This is a genomic window from Mesorhizobium sp. BHbdii (assembly GCF_053848045.1).
The window spans coordinates 247,402-272,968 of the sequence record NZ_JBSPKX010000003.1; the positions used below are offsets into that span (position 1 = coordinate 247,402).

Consider the following 25,567-nt stretch of genomic DNA (forward strand, 5'->3'; position numbering starts at 1 on the left):
CGCCCCGGTCCCCCAAAAGCGTTGCCTTGACCACCTCTTTGAACGAGTCCGATTTCCGGTCCGTTCTCGCGCAGACGCGTTAAGGTAGAAAATATTAACACATTAGGATACGATAAAATAGCGACTCGTCTGTGCCCGGGGTAACAGCGGCATTTCTCTGAGACATTTAAATCAAATCTAACCGACTGGAAGCCGTTGGGATAACTCCCCTCCTTATGGGATGGCGTGTGCCATGAGCCAGGAAGGAGAAGGGATGCAACAGGATTCGGGGGGTTCGTCTCTATGCGGCATGCACCAACCGAGACGTCGCGTGCGCTCTGGAATCGAAGGGTAGAGCCGCTACGGCTTCCTGTGGGAGCAGTTTGCGTGTTTCTCGCAACTGCTGATTTCCTCCTTGGACAGACAATACTTCTTGCGTCAATTGAGCTCTACCATAGGGCCTTCGGCGTGAGGCCGCCAGATATCTGGGATTCGATCTGCCTAAGTGTTACCGCCGGTCTGTTGCTGGTCGCATTCATGACCGCCAGGGGCGCCTACACGGTTAGTGGCATCCTGGACGATCACTGCAGGATCAAAACACTCATAAGCGGCTGGCTGTTTGTTTTCTTTTCAATTCTCTGGCTCGCCTTTCTCACGAAGACGACGTCGACGTTCTCGCGCGGCTCTTTGACGCTGGCGTTTGCGGTCGGCTTCCCAACCCTGCTGCCTGGCCACGCGGTTCTAGCGCGTGGGCTGAAACGGCTTCTGGCGGCTGAGAAACTCGTGTTGCGCACAGTTTATCTGTTTTACTCTGGCGTTCCTGGAAAGGAACAGGGGATAATCAACAAGCTTGGGCAACAGGGCATCGCGGTTTGTGGTGTTTCGAACATCGAGAACGATGATGGCACGATCGCAGCACGATCGGTGCATGCCGCCGTCGCAGCTGCACAGGCTGCGTTCCGTAATGGCTCGTATGGGGCAGTTTATCTCTTTTGCTCTTGGGACCAGCGGAAGTTGATCGACCGCATCCTGGAGGAAATGTCGCGCCTCCCGCTGCCGATCTATCTTTTCGCCGACGCCTATATAGATAGAATTCTGGCTGGAAGCCCGCTGCACACCGGCTGGCAGCGGGCCTTCGAAGTCCAGCGTATCCCGTTGAGGCCTGCCGAACGCCTGCTCAAGCGTTTGTTCGACATTGCTGTTGCATCCCTGCTCCTGTTGTTCCTGTGTCCGTTGATGGCCTTGGTCGCATGTGCCATAGCGCTCGAGAACGGTCGCCCTGTGCTGTTCCGGCAGATGCGACGAGGTTTTGGTGGTAAGCCGTTCAATATTTACAAATTCCGATCGATGACGGTGCAGGAGAACGGTACACAAATTCGCCAGGCTCAGCGTAATGATGCGCGGGTTACCCGACTTGGCCGAATATTGCGCCGGTCAAGCATCGACGAGCTGCCGCAGTTATTCAACGTGCTTCGGGGGGAGATGTCCCTGGTGGGGCCACGGCCTCACGCCGTCGCTCACGACGATACCTATACTTTGGCCATTGCGAGCTATGCTTATCGTCATCATGTAAAGCCCGGTTTGACAGGCTGGGCTCAGATCAATGGCTTTCGAGGGGAAACGAAGGAACTCTGGAGGATGGAAAAACGCGTTGAGCACGACCTCTGGTATATAAAATCCTGGAGCATGCTTCTCGACATTAAGATAATTTGGAAAACTGCTCTACTGATCTTTTCGGATCGTAATGTCTATTGATGTATATAGCAGCTTCTCAGGAAGCTAGATGGATACATTAAGTCCATCCTCCGACCGATTGAACGGATAATTTTGATTCTGATGCTTCGGGCGATCCCACCGCCAGCGAGTACATCGAGCCTCACAATCGGGTTCGCGCCGGTTCAATCGCCGGACAGTGGTACATCTCGCAGGCTAAATTTAGCTCAATGCGAAAATCAACGCGACGCGGGGAGATGGTCGGAGCAAGGCATGACGGAACCTCAGCAAAAAGCCGGGGGCAGTCGGATCTTGCCATTCAACGGTTCAGGACGGACCACGGCTCATTGCGGCGAACGGAAAGCAGGCTTGCTGGCGGCGCTGCCGCCTCAACAAGAAAAATTGTGCAGTCCTATGAGCTTCCGCTCGACGGCATCCGGCTCTTGATTTCCTCTAGAATGTTGGTTGCGCGTGCGATGCGGCTGTACCTGGCCAGAAAGTCTGCCTTAGCCTGCTGACCAATCTGATCCCGAACCGCCTTGTTTTCGCGCAGGCGCTGAAGAGCTTTGACCCAGTCGGACGGGTTGTCTGGCGACACCAGAACGCTGTTGACGCTATCCCTCAAAACTTCTCGTATAACTGACAGGTCGGAGGACACTATGGGTTTGCCATGCGCCATATATTCGAAGAGCTTGAGCGGCGACATTCCCTCAGCGATATTTCGACCGCCGCCCTGGCCCTCTACATCTCTAAGATAGGGCGCGAGTACAACGTCCATCTCGGCCAAGTAGGCACATGTCGCGGCGTGAGGAACGTAGCCGTGAAACACTGTGTTCGGGCATTTGGCCAGCTTCGATGTCCAATACTCTATATCGCCTGGTGTTCCCCCGACGATGTGAAATGTCGCCCACCCGCATCGAGGCGCAATAGCGCTTATTATCTCCATGCCTTTTCCCTTATACAGATGTCCGACATAACCAACCTTGAACGTGCCGCTGAGGCTGCATGGCTCGACATTCGGCGGAACAGGATCCGCGCCATTGGGCGCGATGAGAAATTTTCCCGCATGTTGAGGAAAGAGGCGGATGCTGTCGTCCCGCAGACGTTGCGACGTGACGACCAGCATACGGAATGCCTCTAGGCCTATCACTTTGGCAAGGCGCTGACGCTGACGCCTGCTCAAACTGCCAATCGGGTCGTGAAGCTCAAAAACCGTCGTGAACCCGAAAAGTCCGGCAGAAACAAGCGCTACAGTAGCCGAGCGTGTAAAGACGACATGCGGCCGCAGCCAGACCGCAGCAAGCAGCGCCAACACAGCAAAAAAAAGCTCCCGGCCGGGCACGGGCCAAAAGGGTACAGGGAGAACGCGGAATGGGAACTCGGTACCGAATCCGTATTCGCGCGCGATCTTTTCATAGTGATCCCGTGTATTCATGGAGGCGCGTGGAAGCGCTACTAGGACCTCCGCTCCGGCAACCCGAAATGCATCGCACATCTTTGCGACTTGTACCGCATTGGCGGCCGGCGCCGGGACGTGCGCAGAATGTATGCAGAATGTATATAGAGAAGCCGCATCCACAAAGCCTATCTTTCACGCGTCGCGGCTGGTCTGGTTCTTCGCCTCTGAGCCGCAGTTCGGAGACGGGCTGGGCAGGCGCACCCAAGTCGAACGACAAAAGCGCCCTCCGCCCCGGTGGCTGCGTGGGTTGCGATAGTACCACTCTCCGGTTGCCTCACCAAAATCGAGCGTCGCCCTTTTTCGCGAACTGAGGGCAGGCCCAGCGACAGCACACGCCGCCCCTTCACCGACAGGTTCTGACCACAGCCGTCATCAAAGCCCCAGCCAGCCAGCAATAATGTTGCGCTGTATCTCAGAAGTTCCGGAATAGAGTTTGCTGCCGATGGCATCACGCACGGCACGTTCGACGTCGAATTCGCTCAAGAAACCGTAGCCGCCGAAGACCTGGACGACATCGAGCGTGGTGCGAACTAGCGATTCGCTCACAAAGAGCTTCGAAACGGCGGCGTCGAGGGATACGGACTGGGAGCGCTCAAGGCCCCACGCCGCCTTGTAGACGAGCAGTCGGGCCGCCTCCACCTGCATCTTCATGTCGGCAATCTTATGGGCGACCGCCTGGTGCTTGGAGATGGCCTGGCCGGACTGACGTCGGGTGCGCGTATAGGCCACTGCCTTTTCCAGAAGCCGCTCCATGGTGCCTATATGACTGGCGAATAGGCACGCCCGCTCCCAGTCCATGCTATGAGCGAACAGCCTGGAGCCGCCGCCCACTCCACCGAGAACAGCATCCTTCGAAACGAATACGTCCTCGAAGACAAGCTCCCCGATCGGAGACGTCCGCAGTCCCATTTTTTCGAACTTTTGCGCGACCCGATAGCCGGGCAGCGCGCGGTCCACGAGGAAGCTCGTGATGCCGCCGAAATACCCCTTGGCGCGGTCAGTGACAGCAAAGACGACGGCAACATCTGCCACCGGCCCGTTGCTCACGAAGGTCTTCGTGCCGTTGATTAGAAAGCCGTCGCCATGAGGCTCCGCACGGGTTTGCATCGCAAATGCATCGGAGCCCGACTCCGGTTCGCTCATCGCATTGGCTGCGATCAAAGTGCCATCACAGAGCCCCGGAAGATATCGATTCTTCTGCTCTTCAGTGCCGAACTTCCAAATCGGCACCACGCAGGCCAGAAGGTGGGCGCAGATCGAGAAGACCAAGCCGGAATCCTCGCAGCCGTAGCCAAGCGCATCGATTGCAACGGCCGTGGACAGGGAATCGAGACCGGGTCCCCCGTAGGCCTGGGGGACTGGCAGGCCGGTCAGGCCCATCTGCGCGCAAGCCCCCCACAACTCGCGCTGGAATACTTGGTCTCGGTCGCGCTGCCGGACGTCTTTGTTGAGCTTATCTTGCGCGAAGCGAAGGATCTGGCCACGCAGGATACGCTGCTCCTCGTTCAGCGCGAAATCCACTACTCCATCCTCATCAGATGCTGGTAGTCGATTTTATCTGTCGATGTCTTGGGAAGTAACTGCTGATGCGAGAACCAGTCCGGTGCCATGTAGGCCGGCAAGTTGTGGGCGCAGAACCGCTTCAGCTCGATGAGCGACAGCGCATGGCCGTCGCGCGAGGCATAGAACACCTTAATGGAGACGCCCGACTCCTCCGAGCGAGCGATCGCCGCCACCTCGGAGATCGCTGGATGGCGATAGAGCGCCGTCTCGATCTCGCCGAGTTCGATCCGATATCCCCGTCTCTTCACCATCCGGTCGCGTCGACCGCGGAAGGTGTAGACTCCGCCATCGCCTTCGATCACTACATCTCCGGTACGGTACCAGCGACCGCTTGAATCGACATGAAAAGCGGCGCTTGTTCGCTCAGGCATGTTCCAATAGCCCAGCATCACGGGAGCACCGCTGATTGCGAGCTCGCCTTCCTGGCCTCGCGGCACGTCGCGACCATTCGCATCGATCACGCGTGCCGTAACATGCGAGCAGGCGCGCCCGATCGGAAACGGCGCCGAGCGGTCTTCGGCGATCGTCTGCGGGATTTCGTAGTAGGTACAGACGTTGGTCTCGGTTGGGCCATAGAGATTCAGGTAGCGTGCGCGTGGGACCACAGCCTTTAGCCTGCGCAGATGCTTGACCGGAAAAACCTCGCCGGCAAATAGAATGAACCGAAGAGCGTGGTCGTCGCGAGCATCAAGGCTGCCGTGCTCGACCAGAAGCGTGAGTACGGAGGGCGTGGAATACCAGACGGTCAACCGCCGCTCGGCGATCACCGACGCCATCCGGGTTGGATTCTTGCCGAGCTCCTCACCGATGAGAAACACGGTCGCGCCGTGCTTCAGCGGTACGAAGATGTCGAGAATAGACAGGTCGAAGTGGAAAGGCGCATGGGAGGAGAAGCGGTCGTTCTCGTCAGGGGCGAGGATATCGGAACACCAGTCCACGTAGCTCGAGCCATTGCGATGCGTCAGCATCACGCCCTTCGGCTGGCCGGTCGAGCCCGAAGTGTAAAGCACGTAAGCGAGGTTGTCCGGCCCCGGCCGCGCCGATTCGTCCACCACCGCCAAGCCGTCGGCCTCCACGCGAGCCAGGTACGTCGCGAGCGGCGAGGGACCGTCGGACCAGTCGAGCGGTAAGAGACAAGGTTCCGCAGCCAAGCGCGCCAACTCACAGCGCAAAGTTTCGGCTCGGGACGCCTCCACGAAAATCGCGCGCACGCCGCAGTCGTTAAATATGAACGCGTTACGCGCAGGCGGTGCCAGAGAGTCGACGGGCACATAGGCTGCGCCCACCTTCAAGATGCCGAACAGGACAGCGAGCGAGGCGATCGATTTTGGAAGGCAAATGCCGACGCGGTCCGCCGGCCGGACGCCGATCCGACGCAGATGGCCGCGGACTTGGTCCGACAGCGCGTCGAGCTCGCCGTAGGTGATCTGCCGGCCAGAGCTCGCCTCGACAGCGGCGCACGTCTGGGGATACCGCTTCGCGCTCTGTTCCAGATACTCGTGTAAGGCAGCGACCGTCATGGCGAGCTCTATGTGGACGCCTGCTTCGACTGGACGAAATTGGCAATTTGGGTGATGGAGTTCAGGTTCTCCGGCACGAGTTCGTCAGGGGCGATTTCGATACCGCAGGATTTTTCCAGGTAGGCAACGAGCCTAAGCGTCGCCAGCGAGTCGAGAATGCCGTCAGTTATCAGCTCCGTTGAATCCGTCAGATTCTCCGGCCTTTCACCGGGCAGAAATTCCTTCAATATGAAATCCCTGGCCATCGTCCTGATCTGGATCGCGTTCATTGTTCCTCCTCTTGTGGAGCAACCGCAAGGTTCAGGGGAACCAAATCCTGGTGTTGCTGCAGCACTTCGTAAAGCTTGTCGGCGACGAGCCGATGGCCGGCGGCGTTGGGGTGATCGTCCCAAGGTGCTACAAGAAGCGTCCGCCAGTCATACCCGTCATACACACCGGAAAGATCGAGAACGTTGAAGCCAGCCTCGGCAGCGAGGCGCTTCTCCAGCTCGGTACTGGTCCTCTCGTCTGGTCTGGGTAGATAAATCCAAAAGACCCCGACACCTTCTCGCTTCGCAGCTTCCACGATTCTAGAATAGATCGCACGCAGAAGTCTGTCTCCGTAGGGCGTGAGCTTTCTTTGAAGTACCTCGGGGTCGGCACGGGGATCGATCCCGCTCTCGCGTACAATGTCGCGCACGAAGTCGTAGCGAAATGCGGAGCCATTCTGGATTGCTTTCACGAGACGCTTTAGCATTCGTGGAACAAGCGCGCTGTGCTCGAAGTAAAAAATGTACTGTGGTTTGAATGCGAGCACCCGATCCTCGGTGATGGCCAGAACGTCCAGGGGGACATAGCCCCCGACGGCGAAGTTCAGCACCTCGTAGCGTCGATACCCGCTGTCGGCTGCCTGCGCATTCAGCCGTCGCTCCAACAGGCCCTCGAAAGTCTCGTCATCCGCGACGCCCTCGCCGAAGACATGCGAAGAGCCGACCATTGCGATTCGTGAGGTGCCGGGAGCAGGAATCTTTTCGTAGTCCTGATCTCGCATGCCCCAGCGGTTGATGTGGACCCGCGTTCCCTTAAAGTCTGCTTGGGAGAGTGGTCGCAGATAGGTCGTGGGAAGCGCACCCGTGAACTCGCTCAGCGGCGTCTTGTCCAAATTGTCCCAACCGTCGTGTCGTCGTTGGCCATAGACAATCCAGAGTTCTGGGTTAAAAGCACCGACATTGACGAGGTTCTCGTAGTAGCCGCGCTCCAGGTTCGCGTTGTCGCGGCTATTGAGATTCGGCGCTCTAATGTCGGCCATTGCGGTACTGACCGTCTCCCCGAGGCGATCGTGAACCACCGGGAGCGAGATGCAAACCCCGATCAACCCGCAGATACCGACCGACGCAACCGACCGTCGGAAACTGTACTGGCGGTCGGCGCCGCCGCGCGCGAGCGCAAGCGCAGGAATGCCAATGATAGCTGCCACCGCGACCAGTACGAGGGCGGGCGTCATTTTGCCAGGGGCTTCCACGCCCACAGTATCGAAGACCGACAACCATTGCGGGACCGAACTCGCGCTCCAAAACGACCAAAGGAGGCAGATGACGACGAATACCCCAATGGTCCGGCTCGCAGTTTGCAGCGCACCGTTCCAGCTGAGTGCCCCGCCACGCAGGCGCCGCGTGCGACCGTGCCGCATTTCATAGTGGGCGTTGATCGTCACAAGCACGGCCAGGATCATCCAGAAGAGGAAGTCGTTCCAGGTGAACACCCAGTTGCCACGTAACCAGAACCACTGATAATTGTGCAGCAGCCAAGTCGCGAGGAACGCGAGGAGGGTCGCGCTGACCAGCGCTACGCTCTCTCCCCAGCGTCGAAAACGAAAATACAGGGGATAGTACACAATCTTCATTATGAAATCCTTCCAGTATATGTTTATTCGACGCCAGAAATCTGTGAAACTTGAGGAGAGAAAGTACAGATTGTGGGTTTCTGGAAGGTTGAATCCAAATAAATGCAAAATTCCGGTGATTATGTGAAAAGTACCTGAAACCTTCAGATAAAGTAAAAACGGCCATATGACAAATTGCAAAAGCTCAATCTGATTGTGTACGTCCGCAGCATCGATAACAAACCGCTGGTACACGATACGGTAGCAAATTAAATGGATAGCGCCGCGAAACATCCACTGAATGCCCGTTTGATAGATGTAGTGCCTGTCAGCATTGTAGTAGCTGCTACGGAAAGTTCTAAAATCTACGACCGGAAAGAGCGGGAAGCACACGTTCGGCAACATGAAAAAATACGCGAGACGTTCCGAAACCGTCGCTATCCTCTGGTCACGCCGCATTTCGTACGCATAGACAATGAGACGGAACATGAACATGGAAGCGAGCACGGGCCAGACGGCGCCCGTCCACGGGGTCGCAATCCAGTCCATTCGTGCGGCGGCGAGCCCGCAGCCGGCGCCAACCAGCGCCAGCACTCTCCATCCAAAAGCGATGGGTAGGTGGACAATTCCGATCAGTACGAGCCCAATGGCGGCGATCCAGGCGGCATCGATGAGGCCCTCAAATCTCCAGTGGTGCCAGTTGGGCCCAAGGTTCGCGAAGACTGCGGCGATAGCCGCGAACGAGAGCAGCACGAAAAACGGCAGCCGGTAACGCTGTGGCAGGAAGTAGTGCACGCACCAGCCGGCGAGGGCAACGAGCAGGACGCGGACAAACGCAGTAGTCTCGAGCCTGAGGAGATAGACCAGCGCGATGAAGAGGGCCAGCTCGCCGGCTATGGCGAACCAAGCCAGGATGCTTCTCGACTCAGTCCCCGTAGGATCCGCCGACCAGGGAAGAGACAATGTCTTGATCGAATGCACGCTCGCGCGCCTCAACCAACTGCCGGCGGACATCGACAAGAAGTAGCTTTGGGGCACGCGAAAGATCCGCAAGCTGCTGGTGAAGGGCCCTCTGCCATGGCTCCTGTCCCCTGATAGGTTAAACCGCCCGGTCCCCTTAAAGCGTTGCCTTGACTACTTCTTTCAACGGGTCCGATTTCGCGCAAACGCGTTAAGGCAGACATATTGCACATAAGTATACCGCAAAATAATCACTCCGCTGTGCCCGGGGTAACAGCGGCAGTTCTCCGAGACGTTTAAATCCAACAAGTTAGATCTGATCGACTGGAAGCCGTTGGAATAACCTCCTTACGGACTGCATGTGTCATGGCCCAAGAAGGAAGGGGCACACTTAGGATTCGGGGTTCATCTCCATACGGCATGCACCCACCGAGGCGTGGCATGTCACTCCAATGCAGTAGCACCGATATCGGGACGCATGGACCAAAAGCGCGGCTGGGCGTGGGAACGCACCCAACGGATAAATTCAGCGCGATCGGTGCGGCGATATGAAAGCACAGGATGCGGAAGGCAAGATTGTCTTGGGGCATCGACTGCGTATCGCCCATGTCATTACCCGACTCATCAATGGCGGTGCTGATGAGAATACCGTCTATTCCTGCAATTGGGCCGCGCAAGGAGGACATGATGTTGTCCTGCTACATGGCGAGACGGTCCAGCCGGAAATCATAGCTAAAGTGGACCCGCGGGTGAAACTCATCGGCGTCCCGGGCTTGACCCGGTCCATTTCGCCTGTCTCCGATGTGAGGGCATTGTTGGCGCTTACCCAGAGATTCCGCGCCTTGAATGCCGACATCGTGCATACGCACACCAGCAAGGCAGGCATTCTCGGGCGTCTCGCCGCATGGGCGGCGGGAGTTCCAGCGATCGTTCATGGCGTGCATATCGTGCCTTTTGTCAATGTCGGCGTCGCCGAGCGGTTTGCTTATCTCGCCTTGGAAAAGCTGGCAGCGCCAGTCACCAGTGCGTTCATCAGCGTGAGCGAGGGCATCCGTGACTTGTGCTTGAGCGCAGGAGTGGGACATCCAGACAAACATCATGTCGTCCGTTCCGGATTCGATCTCGATCGTTTTCGCAACGCCGGTCCGCCCGACGATTGGCGCGATTTGTTGCGCTTGACCCCGGGCGCGCCGCGCCCGCCTGTGCTCTTGATGATCGCGGCATTCGAGCCACGCAAGCGACACGCGGAATTTCTGGACGTTTTCAACAAAGTCGCCGTCCGCTTACCCGACGCGGTGCTTGTGCTCGCGGGCGACGGGCCGCTTCGCTCGACCGTGGAATCGCGGGCTAAGCGGCTTGGGCTCGAGCGACAAGTGGTCTTTACCGGTTATCGGGACGACCCCGAGCGGCTGATCGCACTCGCGGATCTCTGCCTGCTCTGTTCCATGCGGGAGGGATTGCCCCGCGTGGTCATGCAATATCTCGCCGGCGGCAAACCCTGCGTCGCTTGCGATCTGCCAGGTCTTCGCGAAGTGCTCCGCACTGGTATCAACGGTGTGATTACACCCGCGGACGATTTGGCAGCCATGGCCGACGCCATTGCCGCCGTCCTGGAGGATCGTGAAAGACTGGCTTGCCTTGCCCAAGGTGCCACGGCGACGGATCTTTCGAACTGGGACGTCAAGCTGATGGGCAAGCGCATCGATGCCATTTACCGCGAGGCTCTTGACCAGCATCGGGCAAGCAAGGGAGTGTCAACAAGGCCTCCTGTCCGAAATGTGGCGCTTCCGCGATGAACGGGTGTGACCTATGCGTTTGACAGTGATCGGGCAGCTTGTCGGATTGGCTAGCGATGCATGCTTTACCGATTTCGGGTGCGTCGATCTGGACGATAAGTGGATCGATGCGCTGAAAGGTGGTGAGATGCCAAAAAAGTCATCTTCTCTTGCTCCAGGAACGCTATCCGGCGGATTGATATGATTGTAACAGAAATTGTCTCTGCTCATCCGATGAAGCCGCCCCAAGCCGAAGCTCTTCCGAGCATACGTATTCTGCTCGTGCTCCCAACCTATTTTCCTGAGTCATATGGCGGCGGCGAACAACAGGCGCGGCGATTTGCTCGGGCGCTGGTTGAAAGCGGCGTTTCCGCAACCATTTTGGCACCCAGACTGTCGCACTCGACCCCGAAACGGTCAGCCATCGACGGGGTGCCCATCCGGCGCCTTCGTTTGCGCGCGGCGCCGTATTTGGGCGGGCGGCATATGCTGTCGTTCCTGTCGTGGTGTGTCCAGGTTTTGATCTGGATGCTGCGCCGTCGCGACGAATTCGATGTCGTACATATCATCCATGCCCGACTTCACGCTGTTCCGGCGGCATTGGCAGGAGCCCTCCTGCGCAAACCGGTTCTCGCAAAATTGGGCCGGGGCGGACGGTGTTTCGATCTCGACGTCGTGCGCGAAAAGAAAATCATCGGTCGCTGGGCGTCGTTCGTGATCAAACGTCACGTCACGGCCTTCATCGCCAATAGCCGCCAAATCGCTGGTGATCTGAAGAGACATGGCATCGGCGCGGATCGAATTCACATGATTCCGAATGGGATCGATCTGCCCCGCAAGCCGCGCCGCGAGCCGAACGCCGATGGCAGCCGACGCTTTATCTGCCTTGGCCGCCTCGATCCGGAAAAATGCCTCGAGCACATGATCGATGCGTTCGCGGCACTTCCCGCCGACGCAAAGGCGCAACTCACCATCCTGGGCGATGGCCAGTGCCGCGCCGCGCTCGAGGAACAGGCGGCCCGGTTGGGCCTTTCCGGCAGGGTCACATTCGCCGGCGCGGTCGAAGATGTCCTTCCCTTTCTGTGGGACGCAGATTTCTATCTTTCCACCTCGGTGTCGGAAGGCATGTCAAACGCCCTGCTCGAAGCCATGAGCTGCGGCGTGGTCCCGATCATCACCGATGTCAGCGGTGCGTCCGACATTGTGGAGCATGAGCGCAGCGGCTTTTTGGCTCGCTCGCATGCGGAGTATTGCGGACTCCTTCTTCGCGCGCTCGGCCTGTCGGAAGCCAAGCGCGATGAGATGGCGCGGCGTGCAGTACAAACGATCGCTGCGCGATTCAGCATGGAAAGCGTCGCAACACGGCAAATGAGTCTCTACGCCACGCTTATGCAGAAAGCCTTGCCATGCGCGCGCTGAAGCTTGCTTGCGGGACAATGTGGCGGAATCTCGGGGCTTATGCCGGCATTGCTCGCTTCGTTTTGCTCAAACCTTCGGGTAAAAAGATCACATGAGGCTCATCCTTCATATTGGCACGCATAAAACGGGAAGCACGGCGTTACAGCAATTCCTGTCGGCAAACGGAAAAGGGCTGAGCGAATATGGCATATGCTACGCCTCGCCAGTCCATAAGTTTAATTTCAACAGCATTGTCAGTGCATTCTTACTAGATGGACAAGAGAAATTCCGACAGTTCATTCTTGAGAATTTGAGAAAGGCAGAGCGAAACGGAGCTACCACAATCATCGCAAGCTCCGAGAATTTTTATGCTATGGTGCGGTACCTGACGCGCTTCAAAGCTGAGAAAACGAGCGCGGAGGCCCTTGCAAAAGAGCGCAGTCTCATCGAGCGCCTGCGCGCCGCTATTCCGACCGAAGTAGAATGCCACATACTATGCTACGTACGAAGGCCAGATCATTATCTTGAATCTCTGTACAATCAAAATGTAAAGAAGGTGGCTCTGCTCACCGGCGATATTGGCGACTTTCTCCACATGATTGATGACATGCTGGACTATCATCTTTACCTATCCATTTGGCGCGATGTCTTTGGGAGCAGCGCCTGCTCGGTACGCGCTTACGAAGCGGCCCTGCCCAATCTGATCGACGATTTTGTGAGACATGTTCTCAATATTGAGGATATCTCGTCTTTCACTCGGCCGAATCTTCGTGCCAATGAGAGGCTAAGCCGAGATGTCCTGGAATATATACGGCTTAGAAAGCAACATATTCGTTATTCCGAGCGCAAATTGGAGCGTGGGATATTTGCATTGGTAGACAAGAGAATAACAAGCCCCAACAACAATCACGAATATCTCTCGCCCGATGACAGAGCCGCGCTCCTTTCGAAGCTGGAACCCTCCATGGAGCGCCTACGAACGGAATTCAATCTGCCGCTCTTTCCGAGCTTCAACCTCGAAGCGGCTAGGGCGTCCTGGCATCCTTATCCGGGACTTTCGCTCGAAAAGAAGCGAGAGATCGAATTCCACTACGACGCCGTTCAACGCCAGGTCGGCTTCCGTCTGGAACGCCTTCTCATACGGGCGGCGTCGTTGGCGCGCAGGCGGCTGCCATTTCTCTCATGGCCTCTCGATTTTGCGCGCGCCAGCGGAATACGCCGATTGCTGCTGTAGGCGGCAAGCTGGTTTCAGTGAACCAGTGCTGCCTTTATGTCGCGATGCTTAGCTGGGGGGTGCCTGTCCGTCGGCATAAAGACTTAGGTTAATGAAGCGATGACAGCAGGACGGCAACGGTGATTTGGGGCCTAAGGAATGAGTAATTTGAAGCTTGTCTATGCGCATCCCGTGCCTATTCCGGGCCAGGCGGCAAATACCGTGCAGGTCGTGAAGGCATGCAGCGCGTTTCAAGCAATCGGCTGCAGAACCGTTCTTGCAATTCCCTTTGATCGACCCGGCACAAACAAGTGGGGCGAAATCAGGAAGGCCTACGATCCAGAGCGGCGTTTTGGTTTGTGGCGCATACCATTTGACCATATTCCAGCCCGAAAGCTCGCCTTTGGCGGTGCCGTGTCGTTGCTTGCATGGCTGACGGCGCGCGATGCCGTGATCACACGGTCGATCTCCGTTGCCAGGGCTACGACTGCGGCCGGCGTTCCGACAGTGCTGGAGTTGCACAGCCCGGTTGAAGCCGAGCGCCAAGCTGTCATCAAGCGCTTCAACATGCTGGCGAAGTCGAAAAACCTTCTTTCGCTCGTCGTCATCAGCGAAGCGTTGAGGAAACACCTTGAAAGCCGGTGGCCCGAGCTGTCAGGTCGTATCCTGTCCACGCCGCTCGGCGGCGATCTCGTTACAGCGCTGGAGCAAGACGCGATTCCGCTCTGCGGGGATTTCAATGTTGGATATGCGGGGCAACTCTATCCAGGAAAAGGAATGGAAGTCATACTTCCTCTTGCGCAAGCCAGCCCTTGGGCCACCTTTCATATCGTCGGTGGGGCGCAGCATGACATCGACCAATGGCGGGCTCGGGCAGAATCTGAGAGAAATATCATCTTTCACGGATATGTGCCGCATGCTCGGATCCCGTCCTTCCTCGCGGCTTTCGACGTGGTGCTCGCGCCCTATCAGCGAGTTGTACGAGGCGTCGGCAATAATACCGCGAACCTGTCCGATTGGATGTCGCCCCTGAAGGCATTCGAATACATGGCGCATGGAAAAGCCATCCTCTGCAGCGATCTTCCGGTTTTGCGAGAAATATTCACCGGTGGCGAAACCGCACTTCTTTGCTCCCCGGATGATGTTACGGACTGGACTCGGGGGCTGACCCGATTGCGCGACAATACCGAGTTGCGGACGCGGCTTGGCGAGAATGCGAGACGGCGAATGCAGCGCGAATTCACCCGCGAGGCGTGGGCGAGAAAAATAGCCCACGATATTGGATCGCGTTTGCATGCACGGAAACGCCGCAGGCCAACTGGACAGTCTGGAGCAAGTCGATTTGGATCAAATAGCTGAACATAGGAAGCTGACAAGAAGGGCAGCCAGCGGCCTCTCGTGGTCGGGTGCCGTGTTGCTGGCTCGGATCATATTAAACATCTTTGTCACGGCTGTCCTCGCTCGCCTGCTTTCTCCTCAGGAATATGGTGTCGTTGGCGCCGCGCTGATCGTGGGGGCCCTCGGCAAAACAATCGCCAATCTCGGCATGTCGCACGTCGTGATCCAGCGGAAGGATCTCGATAGGCGCCATATGGGAACAATCTCGTTCCTGTCTCTGCTGATCGCCACCTGCCTTGCTGTGCTTCAGTGGCTGCTTGCAGGTCAGATCGCCGATTTCCTTCATGTGCCGGAATTGGTCCTCGTTTCGCGCGTCCTAGCGGTCATGATGGTCGCGAACGCGTTCAATCTGACCGTCGAGGCCATTTTGTCGCGGCACCTGAAATTCAAAATATCCTCCATAGCGAGTCTGATCGCTTGGATTGCTTCCCACGTTGGCCTAGCCATTCCGCTTGCCTATTTTGGGCTCAGCTATTGGGCCTTGGTGGTCGCGTACATGGCCGAGGCGTTCATCCTGGCCAGCATCTACCTCTTCATTGCCAGGGACTATCTCGTGAGTCCCCGTTTCGACATGCAGTCCTACCGCGATATCCGCAGCCAGAGCCTGGGCTATTCGCTGGCCGGTATATCGAGCTTCACCGCCAAATATATCGACAATGTTATTGTCGCGCGCTTGATCGGCACCGCAGAGCTGGGCATTTATTCGCGAGCGTTTTATCTGATCGCGATGCCGGCAAATCTGTTCGGCAATCTGAACAAGAGCGTGGTTTTCCCGCTCCTGTCGAAGGTTCATCACGATAAGGCGAGGCTCCGCACCGCTCAGCTCAAGGGTTATGCGTTGACGGCGGCGCTTGCCCTACCGACTAGCGCGTTTTTATGCTGTTTTGCGAACGAGCTGGTCCTGACAGTCCTCGGTCAGAAATGGATCGACGCCGTCGCTCCTGTTGTCGCATTCTCTGCAGTAATTTATTTCCGTGTCGGTTACAAAGTGTGCGCAGCCGTGATGCTTGCGACAGGCCGCAGTTACCGAATGGCCTCCATGCAAATCATTTACATGGCCCTTGTCGCTTCATTCGCATTCTTCTCGGCGCCCTACGGCGTGAACGCGGTGGCGTTTGCAGTGTCCGGCGCCATTGTGACGAGTTTTATCCTTTATGCGGCGGTCAGTTGTCGGATGACAGGATTATCAGCTCTGGATTTCGTACTCGTCCATGTACCGCCTGTCGCATTCGCCGCTGTGGTCTTCGCCACTGGCTCCGCGGTCAAAATGCTGCTTGCCGGATCGCCCGACTATCTTGTGCTCGCGACCGGGCTTCTCGTTATAGGTACATTGTCCGTTGTCACTCTCTATCTGAGAGCCTCACTCCTCTTCGGGAAATATGGGCGGGAAGTCCTGCAAAGCATAACATCCAGGAAGCTGAAATAGACGCTGCGCTGCGCTCGAAGGAGGATCGACTATGAACGCGACACCAAGCTCCCAACGAATGGAATGGACCGAGGGGGCAATTGATCAGTTCTTGTGCACCGAAGAACTTGGTTACCAAGCGATTGACCTGCCCTTTGGACGGCGTACACCAGGGGCTCCGCGGCTGGACTTGTGTGATATTGCGTTTGGACAGGACTTGGCCGGTAAAAGCGTTCTTGATGTCGGGTGCTATCTTGGCTACTTCAGCTTGATCGCCTGCGAGCGGGGAGCTGGACATGTGCGCGGCCTGGATATCGATCCAGAGCGGATCCGACAGGCAAAAATAATCGCGGATATCAAGGGCTATGCACCCGAATATCTGCAGGCTGACATTGAGCGAATTTCGGATGCGGATCCCTTCGATATCGTTCTGTGCCTCAATGTACTGCATCATCTGGCCGATCCGATCGGCAGTCTCCGTAAGTTGGTGCAGATTACGCGCCACTCGTTAATCGTCGAAGTTGCTGGCTTTGGCGGGCACGATGCGCGCAAGCTTAACATCACGCCTGCAGTGGGATGGGCTCTTAAGCGCCGGCCAGTGATTTATGTGTCAGAAGGACATGCGGTCACAAACGAGATAACTGCGAAGCAAAAGTACTTTTTTTCGCCCAAGGCTGTCACACAGATCCTGACAAACCACTTTGGCGTATTCTGCGAAGTGCAAACGTACCGCTCGGCCTTCAAGGATCGCACAATAATAAAGGCGACGCGCCGTCGTATCCGGCACCTGCTCATTGTGGCTGGACCAACCTCGTCCGGAAAGAGTACCTTCCTGGATCATTTGTCAGCGGGCGGGCTCCCCGACAATGTCACCGCCCTCCTCCCGAAAGGCGTAGAGCGGTGGCCGCAGGTTACAGCAAATCGTCTGGTGCGCCGGGACGAACTGGCTCTGGAAGAACCGGTTCTCGATGGGTTGGTGCTGCACTACGACATTCTACGCCCGAAGACTACCGGACTTGGCGCCTACCAGGGGGACCAAGCTCTCGATCTGATCACCTGTGCGGAGTCGCTTACCGTGATCACGCTGCGGCCAAGTAAGGATCGGTTGATAAAGCAGCTTGTGCAGGCAGAGATCCTCGAGCGTGAAAAGCCGGCCAAAAACTCCCGGAGAAGCCTCGCTCATGCCATGGGTCGCAGGGTTTTGGAACGAGGTCCGGCTCTCGTCGGGGCCGCGCTCAGCATTCTGCCCGGCTTCCGCGGACGCCATGAAGCCGGGAAGGCGGCTTCTCGCTTGATGCAAGCGAGGCGATTGTCTCGAGATTACGGTGCGCCTCGTTGGCTCGACAGGTGGTATGATAGGTGGAGTGGATACGTCAATGCTGTCGCCCCGAGCGCCAACATAATCAACTACGATCCCTGGAACCGAGCACTGCTTGATTAAGGATTGAACACTCTGGGGCCGGACCCATCGTGTTTGCTTGCTCGCGATGGATCCCGCTTGATGGTTCTCCTCACCGAAAGAACGAAGATTGTAATCTAATCCAGAGCGGGCTGGTGGCTCGGCGGGATGCAGGCCCTGGTGAATGGGGTGAGGACGACCAGCCAATGGGCTTTCCTTACGGCCCGTTTTAACGTTGGTTCACAACGTTCGGGACTCTTATAGATGCGGATTGCTCGACCGATGGTTACGGCCGCGGAGTCGAATGAGGTACGGCTATAGCGGCGGGCGGATTCGGTCGATCTTCAGCATCTGGTACCGAACGCTGGGCCCGAGATCGGTCACCGAAAAATCGGAGCCGAGCACAATTTCGACGACCTCCAGGCTCGGATCGAGCATCCAGCCGTGCTTGTGCTCGCGCAATTCGAGCACGGCCTTGCGCCTCGATATGCCGTTGTAGCCACGAACAAAGTTCTTCGAATGCGAGAGGTACGCGAGCGGCTTGGCGAGACTCAGCTCGAGCAAGCCGACCCCGCCGATTGCCTTCTTCAGCGCGCTCAGCGCACCGAGGAGATCCGGAATCTCCGTTAGGACAGCGAAGCACATGACGACGTCGAACGGTCCGAGATCGCCGAGCTCGGCGATGCCGCGCGTCTGGAACGAGATGTCGGCCTTCTCGTGTTGCGCGAGAGTCCGCGCCTGCACGATACGCTTCTCGAGAATATCGACTCCCACCACCTCGCGCGCACCGCGCTTCTTCGCCCAGAAGCAGTACGCGCCTGAGTTGCAACCGATGTCGATGACGCGCTTGCCCCGCACGTCCAAGTGCTTCTCGAGCAATGCGATGCGTGCGCGCGAGTCCACGCTTCCGCGAGTGGTGAGCCCGTTGGAGAGCTCGATGGTCTGGTACCACTCTTCGGCTTGAACCCAAGCGCGCAATTCTTCGTCGGTCATTGGCGTCACCTCACAATCCTCAGGCGCGAGAACAGGGCGCGCGTGCGCGGAGTGAGGACCGTAACGCGCGAGAGCGTCTCGTGGCCGAGCGCAAGCACGGCGGCCGCGCGATGGTGTCCGCCCATGAGGTGGACCGTGTCGTCGTCGTCGTGCAACACACCGAAAACTGGATCCGACGCCTCGGGCTGATACCCGCGATCCTTTACGCTCGCGAAAAACGCGAAGCGTTCGTCGACTCGCTGATCGATGGCGCGCTCGACAAGGTCTTGCTGAAAGACCGGCTGCTTCGCCGCGAGCACCATGCCGGCGCGTTGGTGCTCGACCACGACCTGGCGATACAGCGAGCCGTTGTGAAGGCCGCCCTTCGCCTTGGAAACGCGTTGGTACTTGCGAAACTGCTCGACGTACCATGCGCGAAACGCCGCCTTCGCACCGTCAACATCCCCAACGGTGTAGCGGCGAAAGAACTCGTACGGAGGGAAGCGCTCGATCGGTTGCCCGCCGTAGCCCTCCTGCAGGTGGACCTGCCGGCTGTCGTGGCGAAGCCACACAATCGCCACATCACGCTGGAACGGACGCAGGGCTCCCACCTTGAAGAGGAGGCCGCGCAGCGTTGCTAGGGTGCCGCCCATTGCCATCCGTCGCATATTTTGCTCGCGCAGGTCAAACTCTCTGTCTGCGGCCGGCAACTAATAGAGCTGTAAGAGCGCCCGATGAACATCGCTATCGTCACTGCCCGTGCCGGCTCCAAGTCGATCATCGACAATAGCATCCTTCCGCTGCGCGGCAAGCCGATGGTGCATATATCCCATCCTCGCCGCCCGCGCCGCGATCTCGACTCCGTAACGGCGGTCTGGGAAGCGGCGAATGATCATCCGTATCGCGCTCTCCAGATCAATTCCGCCGGTTTGATCGAGGCGTTCGGCGGCGCTCGCAAGATTTAGACGGAGCGCCAGAGCTATCCCGAGGCCCACTACTGCGATCAGGGCGTGTGGCGTTTCGCAAGCACACCGTGCAGCGGGAGGCTCTGAAATCGTCATGTGTCGAAGCCCTCAAAGACTTCGAACATTGTCCCTCAGGCCCGCCCGCGAAGGTGTCTCCAGAAGACCGCTTACGTTTGAACGAACGGGTCAGAAGTTGTCGGCTCCATAGCCGAACAATTCCGCGGTTCTGCGTGTGCCTGTCCAAATCCGCTGTCGTGCTGAATGATCGAGGCGGGCAACCGCTCGGGTGTTGACGTCTGGTGCGATGTGATCGGGTGCTTCATCCAATTTTATCCGCAGCTTTTCGCCTTTTGCGGCGTTTGTGTTCGTCAACCGCTCCGTCCCAAATGATTTAACCTTAAACCAGATCTTTCCGTCCTCCGCTGCCGCTATGCCGAGCGCGTCGTAAAGGCTTTTAGCAAAGGTATCCGGTGATTGGATCAAGTCCTCGAATCGAAGCGATAGCGCATCACGCTTCCTCGAAGCTTTGAACATCAGGCTAGTCACATCATTGTACCATTTGATCGCGCGCGCCTCGCTGAGACCGCTGCGTATCAGCCCTTCGCACATCGGCAATGGATGCCGCGTAAGCACAAGGTTCCGCGCTTCCATAAAGCCGCGCGCGATCGCGTCGTCGAATGCGATGTAGTAATCCAATACCTTCAAAACGACGTAGCGTGCTTGGGACTTTTCGTTGCGCTCCCCGGCGGGGATCGTTTTGGCAGTCGCTGCGAGCATATGCCGCCAGAGGAAGGGGACAGACGCCCAGTTGACGGCCCCGCCAACATGGCACGCTGCTTTGCGCAGCTTGTAGAAGCGTCCGAATACGCCTTGATGCCACTCGCAGTTTGGCTTCAACACATCCGGCGAGCTGCCGATGATATTCCAGACAATGTTTGACCCACCTCGGCCAAAGCAATTCAATAGAAGCGCATTGGGCGGAAGAGCTTTGCCCGGCCTGGTGGGAGGCGAAGCACCGATCCTGTCAGCGGTCTGCATCTGCTTTCTCCGTTATCGCATCAGGCGCGACCCACTTCCCTGGCTGTCGTTGAAAGGCTAAACTGGAACCTATGATATGCTGCGGAGCTTGTGAGGAGAAGCGCGATAGTAAGTAACGGGTGTCCATGCGGAGTCTCATCCCGAAACCAGCAATTATTGGCACACGACAATGACCAGCCGCCTTTCTCGCCGGGACCTTGCGCGGGCCGCCTGCGCCGTCCTTGTGCTGGCGGCCGCCGGTCGCCCAGGACGGGATGCTCGCGCCGCCGGTCCGGCGCAAGGCTCGCAGCCGAAAGCTCACTCCTGGCATCCTGGTCTGTTCCCGGAAATGATTGTGAAATCCTGGTTTCAGGAGGATCTGGCCGAAGGCGAAGTCTCCTCATGGCAATCCGGCGGCGTGAAGCCGGTGGCTGCGGTGCAGGCCGAGCCCTCCCTGCGGCCGACAAAGCTTCCCAATAACGGCGGCGTTCTCTTCAAGAAGGGCACGAAACAGGCATTGACCTGGCCCGCCGATAACGATGCGCCGTACCTTCACCGTTGGTGGCTTGTGATCGCCCGGTGCAATTCGGCGATCAACGCCGACGCGGAAAACGTTTCCGTTCTTTGCGTCAATGGCGCGGAGGGTGGCCCGGTGCATCGCCAGCCCCAGGTCTGTTTCAAGCCCTCGGCCGGCACATTCGTTTCGCGGCTCCATGACGGCAAGCGCAAGAGCGAGGAAGGACAGTGCTCGACCGATTTTGACGACTGGAATGTCATGGTCGGGTACCGCCGCGGGTTCATGATGCAGGCTGTGGTGAATGGGGTCAAGACGGCCGGCCAGTCGGTTTATGCATTGACACCCAACCGGATGAAATCGCAGAGCTTCATGGGCGATGTGAACAATCCGATGAGGGCCGATGTCGCGATCGATTGCGTCATCATCGGGCAAAGCGAACTAAATGACTCCCAGATCGACAGGCTAATGGGATGGGGCATGTGGCGGATCGGCCGGCAATCCGCCCTGCCCGACGCTCATCCCTATCGCCAGAGCCCTCCTTCATCTGTGGATGCGAACGACAAACCGGCACGTTATGCGTTCGATTCAGCCTCGTGGGCGTCCTGGGCAGCCATCGGCAATGAGCGGCGATATGGTCATCGTGGTGAGGCGGCGCCGCCGATCCGCGGTTACACAACGGTTTTTTTTGACGACTTCGACTCCAACACGGTTGTCGATGATTCCAAAGGCGCGCAAAGCAGCATCTGGTATGCGCCGACCCATCTGACGACCGTTGGTGTTGACGCCGCTACCCCGCCGATCTCGGCGTCGCCCTCCTCCTATGTGCACGACGCCACCAGCCACGTGCTGGCGCTCCGGCTCCTGCACAAACGGCGTTGGAGAACAGGTGCATTCTCTTCCGTGAACAACAATGGCCAGGGGCGGTGTTGGGGAAAGGGAATCTTTGAGATCCGCGCCAGACTGCCGAAGATACTCGCGCCCCGCCCGGGATTTTTTCCTGCTTTCTGGGCGTATGGGAAGGAGCATCTATTCTGGCGGACGCGCAATCGTCTTGAGACAGACTTTTGGGAATATGACGGTCTCAATGGGGCCTATATCAACATCAGCCAGCACGTGCACAAACCCAGACTCGACTATGCAGATCCACATATCACGCCACGTGGCGTGCACCGGAAAATCGCCGGCTATCAAGTCGATCCATCAAGTGGTTTTCCCAGCACGATCGACGTATACGATGGCGAATTTCATACTTGGTATGCGCAGATCGAAGATGATTATACTTATTTCGTGATCGACGGCTATGAAGTGGCGCGCGTTCCGACGACACCGGAACTCGCAGCGAAAAAATACATCATGGTGGATTTCGCCTATGACGACAAAAAGGGTGGTGCTTCACCGGATCCATCCCAGACCTATGACATGGTCATCGACTATATAAAGGTCCGGCAGAAAGAAACGGATCTGGCCGAGGTCCCCCCGGGGTTCATGGCTTTGCCGGCTTTGTCGGGCCAGGCTTCATCAGGCCAAGCGCTGACCGTCGTACCGAACGTTATTGCGTCGCAAATAGAGTGTCTATGGTATCGTGACGGCGTTCCGATCGTGGGCGAAACCGGCACAAGCTATGAACTCAGCTCGCGGGATGTCGGGCATAAGATTCGCTGCCATGTTCGCGCGGTCTCTGTGCTCGACCAGCCAGAAGCCTGGACCCCGGAGAGCGAGACCGTCGGCTAGAACGCATCGACTGATGCGTCATCACTCTCGTCGGACTGCTGATGAGCTCTGCCACCAGTAAGCCTCCCCGCAGCCGAGGAGGGTGAGTTTTCCCAACAGGCGGAAACCTCTTCGATATGCGATGCCACCGCGGGCGGAACGATGAGGTCGTCGGCTGGGGCAGGGTGAAGTGCTTCTCCGCGGGCTGGCATTGATACATCCAATAAGTTCTGTTTCCGGGGAAGAGAACATGCTAAAGAAGATCGCCCCGCGAGAAAGCTGTGATGCGTTATCTTCTCACATTCGCGGTACTGAGCCTCTTCCTGCCAATCAGGCTCGAGACGGGTCTTGTATTGCTGCGTCCGTTCGAGCTGATCGCATTGCTCATGCTCTTGATTGGCCTGGCGACGGGGCGTTGGCGAAGGTTGGCTTTTTCAGCCGGTTTTCTACTGCTCCTGCCCTTCTTGGGCTGGCACATGGTCTCGGCCTTCAGCGTGGACGCAGAGAATGGCCTGCGCGAGCTGTTGCAGACGTCCGCTGTGGGCGCCTTTGCGTTCGCCTTGGCACAGGAGGCCAGCCGGGTCGACACGCACAAGGCCGTCAACATCTTGCTTTTCGGCATGGTGCTGATCCTCGCCTATACGATCACCTGGCATGTCGCCCATGGCTACTTGGTCGGTTGGAAGCATCTGTTCGATCCGAGGCTCGCGTTCACCTTCCTTCCAATTGCGCTCGCAGGGCTCCTCCTCTTCGTCAACCGGGGCAAGCGGCGCACCCTTTGGTTTGTATGGGCGGGGATACTTCCCCTGCTCGTGCTATCTGGGGAACGCAAGGCGTTTTTGATCTATCTCTTTCTGACCGCCGCGCTTCTGGTGCGCGGGCGGCTCGCTGCGATGGTTCCGGCGATCGCCGCCGGCTTCGCGGGTCTTTTCGTGCTGTCGGCCATAGTCGACAACGACTATGTCGAAAAGCAATTGCAGACCATCCTTGATGCGCCGAGCATGGGGCAATACGAATATCTGGCCGCGACGGGGAAATATGCCCCTGGAGATACCCCGAGCAATGTCCAGCGCGCGTTTGCTTTCACTCTGTCCAGACAACTCATCTCCGAACATCCACTGATGGGCGTGGGTACGAACCAATTCAAGAATATTATCGATACGGATTTCAGCGGACTTCCTGACGAGTTGCGGCTTGGGATACATGGCGAGTTTCAACGTATCCTCACCGAGAACGGCATCATTGGGCTCAGCCTCTATGTTCTCATATGGATTGCTGCATGGTTTCGCTTAAGCCGTACTCTAAGCTGGGCGCTTTCTCACGGATTGATCGGAGCGGCCCAGGCACGGCTTCTGCCCCTCGTGCTCCTTGTTCCTTGCGCCTTTTACGTTGGAACAGAAGCCTCCGGCACACGAGCTTTCGTTACGCTGAGTCTTGTCTCGCTCCTGCCTGAATTGACGCGGCATGGGCTTTGCCTATCATTGCACAGGATGCGGAGGACCCACCCCAGGAGCATGAGACATCCTCGATTTGTCGGGAGCCCCTTGCCAGGAATCACGAGATGAGTGTTTCGGTTATCATGACATGCCACAATGAAGAACGCTTCATCGGGCAGGCAGTAGAAAGCGTGATTAGTCAGACCGCATCGAGCCACATCAAAGAGATCATCATTGTCAATGATGGTTCGAAGGACGGCTCATCGGAAGTGCTTGCATCGCTGGGTCGCAGGGAGCCGCGCGTACATGTCCTGACGACGGCGGGTATCGGGCTTTCATCGGCGAGGAATCTTGCCATCAGACATGCTGCTGGCGATCTTATTGCAATTCTCGACGGCGATGACTTCTGGGCCGAGGACAAGCTTGAGCGTCAATTAGCCGTCTTTGGCAATGGCTGCAAGGCAGGTCTTGTCTATGGCGATTTTGTCGATTTTTCCGCTCCGGATCTGTCCGATGCTCTACACGTCGCCGTGCGCCGCTATCGCTCGGACCAATGCGATACGCTGCCGACGTATTTTCTGCTTGATGGGCCTATTGTCCCTTCCAGTATGGTTATGCGGCGGGAGATGGTCGAAGATATCGGGTTATTCAACGAGGCATTCAGGGCTGGAGAGGATACAGAGTTTTGTATGCGCGCAGCCGAGCGTTGGACATTTCAACATGTGGCCGAAGCACTCGTCTATAAACGGCGCCATGGCTCGAACATAACCCGAAGACTCGACGCGCTTCTGCCGATAGCCGAACGCCTCACGCGAGAATGGGCCATGCGACGGCCGGAACTTACGCACCTCGCGCGTCGGCGCAACGCGCGTTTGTACGCAAAGGCGGGCAATGATTGCGTGGCTCAAGGCGAAGTGAAACGCGGAGCGCGCTTGCTCATTCGCGCGATGTGGCACGATCCATTGTCATGGCGGGTGTACGTTTACTTTTTTCTTTGCGCCCTGCCGAGGGGCATGGATCCGCAGGTGCGCCGTGCAGCCAAGCTATTGTTCTACCGCGCCTTGCGCAAAGACTTTGCTGACGGCTCTTAAAGATGCTGGCGGAATGGCGAGAGTTCGAGCAACTCAGGCGGCAGCCCTGGAATCCTTCCGACGCGACTATTCTGTACCGCGACGACAGGACCATAACGGAAGCGAAATCAGAGCTCTCCGGGGTCGCCAAGTCTCTCTTAACGCGGGTAAGGACTTGAAAGGTGTCCAGACCCCACCACTGAGCCCTCACCACAAGCGCAGGAGAATTCCACACAA

General features: G+C 57.6%; 19 protein-coding genes. 11 read left to right on the plus strand and 8 right to left on the minus strand.

What is annotated here, in order from left to right; translation table 11 throughout:
* The first annotated feature begins 366 nt into the window (after nucleotides 1–366).
* Nucleotides 367–1,734 (plus strand): exopolysaccharide biosynthesis polyprenyl glycosylphosphotransferase, encoded by a 1,368-nt coding sequence (locus ACWTU8_RS18120; protein WP_455849250.1) that lies wholly within the window; start codon nucleotides 367–369, stop codon nucleotides 1,732–1,734.
* A gap of 370 nt (nucleotides 1,735–2,104) precedes the next feature.
* Here the strand turns inward: ACWTU8_RS18120 and ACWTU8_RS18125 are convergent, their stop codons facing one another.
* The 5 genes from ACWTU8_RS18125 to ACWTU8_RS18145 form a co-directional block, all read right to left on the minus strand.
* The gene (locus tag ACWTU8_RS18125) at nucleotides 2,105–3,271 is read right to left on the minus strand and encodes a glycosyltransferase (RefSeq protein WP_455849251.1); all 1,167 of its coding nucleotides are present in this window, start codon (nucleotides 3,269–3,271) and stop codon (nucleotides 2,105–2,107) included.
* A 252-nt stretch (nucleotides 3,272–3,523) separates the two neighbouring features.
* Nucleotides 3,524–4,672 (minus strand): acyl-CoA dehydrogenase family protein, encoded by a 1,149-nt coding sequence (locus ACWTU8_RS18130; protein ID WP_455849252.1) that lies wholly within the window; start codon nucleotides 4,670–4,672, stop codon nucleotides 3,524–3,526.
* Nucleotides 4,672–6,234: an amino acid adenylation domain-containing protein gene (locus ACWTU8_RS18135; RefSeq protein WP_455849253.1), complete on the minus strand. Its 1,563-nt coding sequence runs from the start codon at nucleotides 6,232–6,234 to the stop codon at nucleotides 4,672–4,674. The genes ACWTU8_RS18130 and ACWTU8_RS18135 overlap by 1 nt, the downstream gene beginning before the upstream one ends.
* A gap of 8 nt (nucleotides 6,235–6,242) precedes the next feature.
* Entirely contained in the window at nucleotides 6,243–6,503 is a 261-nt protein-coding gene (locus ACWTU8_RS18140; RefSeq protein WP_455849254.1) for an acyl carrier protein, read from the minus strand.
* The gene (locus ACWTU8_RS18145; RefSeq protein WP_455849255.1) at nucleotides 6,500–9,076 is read right to left on the minus strand and encodes a hypothetical protein; all 2,577 of its coding nucleotides are present in this window, start codon (nucleotides 9,074–9,076) and stop codon (nucleotides 6,500–6,502) included. Before ACWTU8_RS18145 ends, ACWTU8_RS18140 begins: the two co-directional genes overlap by 4 nt.
* 527 nt (nucleotides 9,077–9,603) lie before the next feature.
* Between ACWTU8_RS18145 and ACWTU8_RS18150 the strand changes: the two genes are divergently transcribed.
* From ACWTU8_RS18150 to ACWTU8_RS18175, 6 genes are all read left to right on the plus strand, one after another.
* Nucleotides 9,604–10,851 carry a glycosyltransferase gene (locus ACWTU8_RS18150; RefSeq protein WP_455849256.1) on the plus strand — a complete coding sequence of 416 codons (1,248 nt, stop codon included), beginning with the start codon at nucleotides 9,604–9,606 and terminating at the stop codon, nucleotides 10,849–10,851.
* A 180-nt stretch (nucleotides 10,852–11,031) separates the two neighbouring features.
* Nucleotides 11,032–12,249, plus strand: a complete 1,218-nt coding sequence (locus tag ACWTU8_RS18155) for a glycosyltransferase (protein WP_455849257.1) — start codon at nucleotides 11,032–11,034, stop codon at nucleotides 12,247–12,249.
* A 91-nt stretch (nucleotides 12,250–12,340) separates the two neighbouring features.
* Complete coding sequence (locus ACWTU8_RS18160; RefSeq protein WP_455849258.1) at nucleotides 12,341–13,462, plus strand: hypothetical protein; 1,122 nt, start codon at nucleotides 12,341–12,343, stop codon at nucleotides 13,460–13,462.
* A gap of 147 nt (nucleotides 13,463–13,609) precedes the next feature.
* Entirely contained in the window at nucleotides 13,610–14,800 is a 1,191-nt protein-coding gene (locus tag ACWTU8_RS18165) for a glycosyltransferase (RefSeq protein ID WP_455849259.1), read from the plus strand.
* Complete coding sequence (locus tag ACWTU8_RS18170) at nucleotides 14,736–16,265, plus strand: lipopolysaccharide biosynthesis protein (RefSeq protein ID WP_455849260.1); 1,530 nt, start codon at nucleotides 14,736–14,738, stop codon at nucleotides 16,263–16,265. The genes ACWTU8_RS18165 and ACWTU8_RS18170 overlap by 65 nt, the downstream gene beginning before the upstream one ends.
* A gap of 31 nt (nucleotides 16,266–16,296) precedes the next feature.
* On the plus strand, nucleotides 16,297–17,685 hold the full coding sequence (locus ACWTU8_RS18175) for a class I SAM-dependent methyltransferase (RefSeq protein ID WP_455849261.1): 1,389 nt from the start codon (nucleotides 16,297–16,299) through the stop codon (nucleotides 17,683–17,685).
* Nucleotides 17,686–17,958: 273 nt separating this feature from the next.
* Here the strand turns inward: ACWTU8_RS18175 and ACWTU8_RS18180 are convergent, their stop codons facing one another.
* The gene (locus tag ACWTU8_RS18180) at nucleotides 17,959–18,636 is read right to left on the minus strand and encodes a class I SAM-dependent methyltransferase (RefSeq protein ID WP_455849262.1); all 678 of its coding nucleotides are present in this window, start codon (nucleotides 18,634–18,636) and stop codon (nucleotides 17,959–17,961) included.
* A gap of 5 nt (nucleotides 18,637–18,641) precedes the next feature.
* Nucleotides 18,642–19,268: a hypothetical protein gene (locus tag ACWTU8_RS18185; RefSeq protein ID WP_455849263.1), complete on the minus strand. Its 627-nt coding sequence runs from the start codon at nucleotides 19,266–19,268 to the stop codon at nucleotides 18,642–18,644.
* Between the two features lie 81 nt (nucleotides 19,269–19,349).
* Here ACWTU8_RS18185 and ACWTU8_RS18190 point away from each other — a divergent pair, with 81 nt between their 5' ends.
* On the plus strand, nucleotides 19,350–19,580 hold the full coding sequence (locus ACWTU8_RS18190; protein WP_352507960.1) for a hypothetical protein: 231 nt from the start codon (nucleotides 19,350–19,352) through the stop codon (nucleotides 19,578–19,580).
* A 186-nt stretch (nucleotides 19,581–19,766) separates the two neighbouring features.
* Here the strand turns inward: ACWTU8_RS18190 and ACWTU8_RS18195 are convergent, their stop codons facing one another.
* Complete coding sequence (locus ACWTU8_RS18195) at nucleotides 19,767–20,618, minus strand: hypothetical protein (protein ID WP_455849264.1); 852 nt, start codon at nucleotides 20,616–20,618, stop codon at nucleotides 19,767–19,769.
* Nucleotides 20,619–20,787: 169 nt separating this feature from the next.
* On the opposite strand from ACWTU8_RS18195, the gene ACWTU8_RS18200 reads away from it, so the two are divergent.
* From ACWTU8_RS18200 to ACWTU8_RS18210, 3 genes are all read left to right on the plus strand, one after another.
* Nucleotides 20,788–22,845 carry a hypothetical protein gene (locus ACWTU8_RS18200; RefSeq protein WP_455849265.1) on the plus strand — a complete coding sequence of 686 codons (2,058 nt, stop codon included), beginning with the start codon at nucleotides 20,788–20,790 and terminating at the stop codon, nucleotides 22,843–22,845.
* 263 nt (nucleotides 22,846–23,108) lie between these two features.
* Nucleotides 23,109–24,389 carry an O-antigen ligase family protein gene (locus tag ACWTU8_RS18205; protein ID WP_455849266.1) on the plus strand — a complete coding sequence of 427 codons (1,281 nt, stop codon included), beginning with the start codon at nucleotides 23,109–23,111 and terminating at the stop codon, nucleotides 24,387–24,389.
* Complete coding sequence (locus tag ACWTU8_RS18210) at nucleotides 24,386–25,351, plus strand: glycosyltransferase family 2 protein (RefSeq protein WP_455849267.1); 966 nt, start codon at nucleotides 24,386–24,388, stop codon at nucleotides 25,349–25,351. The genes ACWTU8_RS18205 and ACWTU8_RS18210 overlap by 4 nt, the downstream gene beginning before the upstream one ends.
* The last annotated feature ends 216 nt before the right edge of the window (nucleotides 25,352–25,567 follow it).